Origin of the sequence: Anaerobiospirillum succiniciproducens DSM 6400, from assembly GCF_000482845.1 — a bacterium.
Classification (GTDB): Bacteria; Pseudomonadota; Gammaproteobacteria; order Enterobacterales; family Succinivibrionaceae; genus Anaerobiospirillum; species Anaerobiospirillum succiniciproducens.
Genome location: NZ_AXWV01000110.1, coordinates 1 through 6,606, shown reverse-complemented (window position 1 = coordinate 6,606; position 6,606 = coordinate 1). Strand labels below are relative to the sequence as shown.

Below are 6,606 nucleotides of genomic sequence, written 5' to 3'. Positions count from 1 at the left end.
TTCTTGACAGCACGTATCCAAAAGGAAAGCTTATAAAGATTGTTTTAGATAACCATAGAGCTCACTCCTCTAAAGAAACCATGGCATACTTGGAAAGTGTTCCTAACAGATTTGAGTTTGTTTTCACTCCAAAACACGGTTCATGGCTAAACATGATTGAAGGGTGGTTTGGAAAAATGTCACGAGTCCTCCTTCGTGGTATGCGCGTTAAAAGTAAAGAAGAGTTATCTTCTCGCATAATGGCATACATTGATTTAATAAATGAGGCTCCCGTGGCTCCTAAATGGAGATACAAACTCGATGAGTTAGATGTTTAATTTTTAATTACCGTATTTATGAAACGCACTACTAGTTATGATATATCTAGGAACTTCTGTATCAATCTAGTGCAAATACATAGTAATAGTGCATTATTAACCTATGATAACGATCATTGTTCTAGGCAATAGAGTCTATACAATACTCTAGCTAATGTTAGTTTCATTAAAGGCACCTAAATTTTCAGTCTGTGTACATCTGCTCTAGGCATGCAGCAGCACAGGCATCAAAATTAGGCAAGTTGCGCTGATGAGGCAAACTTGTAGCAACATGCTTATATACAATCAATTTTGTGAGGAAAAATCCCTCAGGCAGCAAAGATCTTAATGAGGCATAGCTGAGTATTCACTTAAGATCTCAACATAAGCTAAAACGGCTAGTACGCGCCTATATTTAGGACTGGCAAAACAGCCGTTCATAGCATTTAGGAGAACAGCTTTTGGTTTAAATGGCATGGCATTGTCATTTCAATGCATGCGGCGTATAAAACTTTTTCTTAAGAGTATGCTTTTGATCTTTGCTATATGCCAATATAGTAAGACTACCAAATACCTCTTAACAGATCGCTTACGATCTTAAGTGTCTATGGTTATGAAGGATTGCAGAGTAATACTTTTAGTCACTCATGCTAAAAATGCCAGCGAGCTTTTAGGCAGACATGATTAAGAAGAATCCAAACAATACACAAGTGCCGGATTTAAACGAACGTGACGATGTACCGAGGGTTGATTGTTCCCTTCAAAACGGTACAGCTTTGCAAAGCGATAATGCTCAAAGCAGTCATGACACGACCTCAGATAAGGCCGTGCGCTTAGCTATTGACTCTAGCGACCAAAGCTCCATTACCATAAAAGCGCCCGCACAAGACATACAAGACCATTGCTGCGCTAGCTCTAGCAGCGTCAACAACTCTAATTCTTCATGCGCTAGCGCATCTAGCCCATCATGTGCTAGCGCCTCTAGCTCTTCATGCGAAAATAATGCTGCCCATGCATGCAAAAGCTCAAGCAGCACTGATGCTGACTCATGTGCTGCTGGAGTTTGCAATCAGGCAAGCTTGGTGGAAGTTATAAAGCCATATGACTATGCTCATAGTTCTGTCTATGGTACCAATAAGCCACTGACCTCCTTATTAGATAGCAAAGCTAGCATTGATGTTGAGCCTATAGTTGAGCAGCTTATCGATACTTGCCCACTTTATGATGAGGATATAACTAGCAACACTACCGCCCCTGCTGTTTTGCAAAGCGACATCAATTGCCTTAGTGATCTCATTAATGGACTTGGTGATAACTCCGGTATTACAGCATCCATCGGTATTGCTAACGAAAACCCTGACTCATCCTCGGTTTACCATACCGTACAAACTGCACTGAACGCTCGTGAAAACGAAAACGGTATACTAAGTGAAAAGCGTAAGCGTGCCTTAGAAAAGGCCAAGCGCTTCTCAAGTACCAAAGACAAGCGCACCAGTCGTGATAGCAAGAACAAAGATAAAGACAATAATGCCGCGTCAGACGATAATGCTGCATCAAGTAGTACTAGCAGCAAAAAGCGTCTTGAGACAGGCATGAGGGCTCAGTACAGCTTTGATCGTAATATCACCTTCCCTGGTTTTGGTATCTACGATATACGTAAGCGTGGCTTCTTCCTCGATAAGCATGCTGTTGCCATCTTGGATCTTGATCCGTCATTTATATCTACATGGGTATCGCCAAGATCAGTATTGCGCATCTTAGGCCGTGAAGTTACCCATAAGATCTTTGCTTATACTCGTACCTTACGCGACACCAATAAGGAATTTATCAATCCATGCCTTGCTCACGGCAACAATGTATGCCCATATACTGAGGATAATCCTGAGTACAGCACCAGTGGCGGCGTGGATGATCTGACCGTTGAAGATCTTGCAGGTGGTCCTGCAGCTAAGCCTATTATTGACGATCCAAACGAACTTTTGCATGCTATTGGCTGCCCAGTGCACGAGATTCGTCAGATTAAAGCTCGATCAGAATCTATCGCCACTAGCTTAATCGATGCGATTAGTGAGCCTGCTGATACTAGCGATAGCGCAAAGAACTCAAACACTCAGAGCAATGCCAATATCTTCGATACTCTGTTCCACAATGGTCCATATGAAAATATGCCATCGATTGAGCACAAGAGTACCGAAAATAACTCTGTTTATGGCACTAACTTTGTGACTGGCCATCATGCGAAGATTAACTACACTTCCAATGATGCACTACCAGTAAACTTCGATAGTGTTGCATCTAACATGCAATACTCAGCACTTACCTCAAAGAATTTAAACAGTAAGCAGACTAATAATAAGCCAAAGAGCAATCTAGGCTTTAGATTTGGTCTCTTTGGTGTAACTCCTCGACCTTCTAAGGCTCAAGATCCTACGGCTATCATGCCTGAGACTAAGTGTACCGAAGTAGCTAAGTCGCATTTAGAGCTGACTCACTCTAATGGCAATTTGTATCGGCGTTATGACTCAGTCTACCTGCCAGGTGAGCACTCTCGTGATCGCGCCTCTTTTGCTGTCTTCTTAACTCATGGCAAAGATGCAGGCTCAAAGATTTACATTAAGCTTAATGCCTTATTTGAGGGTGAATGTTTAAGCCATATTACTATGACCTTTACCCGTGTAGCTTCATACCTGTTTGCTATGCTGCCACACGTTGCTGCTGAATCTGCCTCTTTTGACTGGCTTACTAGCACTGGTGAATGCGTCTTTGGCTCTAACTACTACTCAATGCTTGGCTATAAGCCTAATGATCCACGTGCTAAAGCCATCAGATACAATTGGCATCGCACTGTTGTACATCCAGACGATAAGGAAGTGCTTAAAAAGCAAAGTCGCTTAGTACTCTCTGAAGCTCATGGAGACAACTTTGAGTTCTTATATCGCTCACGCTGCCGCAATGGTTCATACATCTGGACTAAGTCCATCGGCACCGTCATTGCACGTAATGAACAGAAGTTAGCTACCCGTATTTTAGGTATTAACATCGACATTAACCGTGTTATTGAGGGCTATGAGAACCTGCAGAGCAAGGTGTTTACTGACATCTTAACTGGTCTTAAGAATCGTACTTATCTGACCACACACTTACCTGAGATCATCGCCAATACCCGTGGCCAGCTTAGTGTGATCTTTACTGATGTCACTGCACTTAAAGCCTACAATGATTATTTAGGCCATACCGTTGGCGATAGACTGCTCTGCTCGGCTGCGATCTTGATTAACAGCGTTATCGATATGCCAAGTGAGCTTATCCGTATTAGCGGTGATGAGATCGTCTGTTTGCTCCCAGATTGCAATGAAGAGCAGGCTGCAAGTTTAGTTAACAAACTCGATGCTGCAGTTAAGGAATACAACATCAACGCTCCAGTGCGTATGCCGGTATTCTTCAGCTGCGGTGCTAATACCACTGATTTAAGCGAGTTTACTAACAAGGAGCTGAGCAAGAGCGATCTGCACAGTGCTATGGAGAAAATCCATTTAGCCATTCAAGAGGCCGATAAGATCATGCAGGTCAACAAGAAAGCTGCGCATGATGAGCATTACAATTTAGTTAAGGCCTATATTGAGCAATCGCTCAAGCAAAAGGTCGAGTTTAACGACAAGCGACTCTTTGCCTAAGTCTTATTCATTCTTAAGCATGTATCAGAAATCAAACAAACAAATTACAGAACTAACTAAACATAGCCAAGCATGGCCTTGATAAAACTTATAAGCCGCAAGGCAGCAACAACCATTTAGGTTCATTGCCAGTGATGTGCCGATCCTCTTATTTCAGTGAGCCTGTCATGTGGCGATGATCTTATTTAAGATGGCTGTCAGGCTATGATGATCTTATTTAAGAGAGCAGCAAAGTTCATAGCGCCTTCACAAATTAGGGATGTTTGCATGAATGAGCGGTGCTAAGTGGCTTAAGATAGTAGTTCTTTAAGATTTTCGTTAAGTTATGCTCGTGCTCATGTGCACTAAAATCTTGTGAGCATGACTAAATACAACAGTTACGAGTATGACTAAGCTAGCAATGGCTACTTAGTCCACTTCGTGCGGGGGTTAAGATGCAGTATTTCAAGGTCAGAGAAGTTCTCGCTAATGACTCTGGCAACGCCGACGAACATATTGTTGGTCGTGATGAGAATGCACCTTTTGAGTCTTGGACAGAACACGAATCAAGTGAGGCTGATGAGCTCTTATCAGCCGAAGAGAGCAAGATCTTAGGCCACTGGTATTACGATGGAGAGCGTGATGAATTTATCTTCGATCGTACCGCTGCATCTTTCCTTGGCGTAAAAGATCACCATGACGCTCAATCACCGCATGTTGTAACTCGCATCCTTAACAGTTTTGATGCCACCCGCTTTTACCTCAACATGAACGATAAAAGCATGGGTGACGTGATCTTTGAGCATTTAACCATGATTGACGGTCCATATAAAGGACGTTCTTTTGTGGTTCAAGGATCAGTACTGCACCGTCGTCCTGACGGTAGTGCCCTTTACTGTGTTGGCTATATTTCTTTTGAGCATAGTCCTCACTCTGAGCTGATTCCACGAGAGATCTCTGGCGATGGTATGTACATTTGGGACAGTGCCACAAATGAGTTAGTGTGCTCTGCCTCCTATCACGCCATGATTGGCTATAAAGAAGAAGAGTTCCCTCGCTATATCGACGACTTTATCGCTCGTATTGTTCACCCTGACGATAACGACTTTTTCATGGTGCTTAGCCATATGTGCCAATCTGAGCAATATGGTGACTACTTTGAAAGCTGCATGCGTATTCGTCACAGGCAAGGTCATTACCTTTGGTGTGTATGCCGTGGCTTAGTACAAGAGCGTGACAACTTTGGTCGCGCACGTCGTGTTATCGGTACTTTAACCAATATTAACCTAGTACAAAGCAGCTTCGATAACATCAAGCTCATGATGTTTACTGACTCGCTTACAGGATTGCACAATCGTAACTTCTTCTTACAAAACTACACTCGTTACGAGAACAAGGCAGTTATGCCTGTATCAGTGATCTTCATTGATATCTCTGGTCTAAAGCTTACTAATGACATCTTAGGCCATAGCCATGGTGACTACTTACTTATCAAAGCTCGCGATCTGATTCGTGACGGTATTGCAGCCTCATCCTATGCTAAGACTATGAAGCTGCATAAAGAGCACTCTACAGATAACGGTGCGCAGCAGATTATTCCAGGTACCGAAAGCCTTACTCAGACTCGAGCTCAAAAGACTGTTGCTTTAACTAAAGATCTTGAGGCCCTAACTACTGACAAGCCAGTGTTAGAAGATAACCTCGTCTATCAGCTCAATGCTGGAGAAGATAGCTCTGTAGAAAGTCATATGCTCAATGACTTGATCAAGCAATTAGATGGCGATGATATTCAATCTACCCGCAGCGATCCTATTGCTAAAGACAACTTAGATGATCTTATCCATCAACATCAACACGAGCCGTTCAAGAACGAAATTAGTCCTAACGACGAGGGATGTGAACAAGATACTAGCCTTGAAATCATGCGTCTTGCAGGCGATGAGTTCTTAGTGATCTTGCCTTATTGTAATAAGCAGCAAGTCGATGAGATTGCTCGCAATATTGATAAGCTGCGCAATGAGAATAACGCCTACCATAAGCAGCACACCCCAATTGAGACTAGCCCTGTACCAATCTTCTTTGGTATTGGCTGCAGCACCTTCTATGGTTGTGAGGATGGATCACAGACTCTCAAGCAAGTAATCGATCATGCCGATAAGCTGATGCAGATTAATAAAGACGAGCGCCGCAGCGAGTTCTACTCTCAGCTCAAGACATTCTTTGAGGCTAAGAAAGGTCGCCCTGTTTCCATGCGTGATGACCGCCGTGTCACCATTCTTTCTGAAGAAGAACGCGCTAAGATGCGCTCTAAGTAAATTCCACTTACGTGAGTCCCATTCTTGCGGACTCACAGAATCTGCGCACGCACAGCCAAACCAGACTATAATCTACGCATGCACCGCCCAAACCAGCCCATAATCTGCGCACGCACAGCCAAAAACCAGACCGTAATCTACGCACGCACAGCCACCCCCCCCAAAAAAAAACAGCCAATATTCTCAAGAGTAATTAACAGAGCTTAGTTGTTAACTACTCTAAAGGCCTAGTCAAGGTAGTGGATAATATCGGTAGCCTTTGGCAGGATAAACTCAGTATCGAAGTCGTCCATGGCATAAAAATCAGCTACGCCAGTTAATACACCGAGCTCATGGCATTTA

Annotated in this window: 3 protein-coding genes; all 3 read left to right on the top strand. The window is 43.2% G+C overall.

What is annotated here, in order from left to right; all coding sequences use genetic code 11:
• Positions 1-317: transposase (locus tag H524_RS15660; RefSeq protein WP_044122218.1), on the top strand; the 317-nt coding region annotated here is incomplete at its 5' end.
• Positions 318-976: 659 nt separating this feature from the next.
• Positions 977-3,970, top strand: coding sequence for a sensor domain-containing diguanylate cyclase (locus tag H524_RS0111460; RefSeq protein WP_027940301.1), 2,994 nt, complete (start codon positions 977-979; stop codon positions 3,968-3,970).
• A gap of 434 nt (positions 3,971-4,404) precedes the next feature.
• Positions 4,405-6,264, top strand: coding sequence for a sensor domain-containing diguanylate cyclase (locus H524_RS0111455; protein ID WP_027940300.1), 1,860 nt, complete (start codon positions 4,405-4,407; stop codon positions 6,262-6,264).
• Positions 6,265-6,606: the final 342 nt, after the last annotated feature.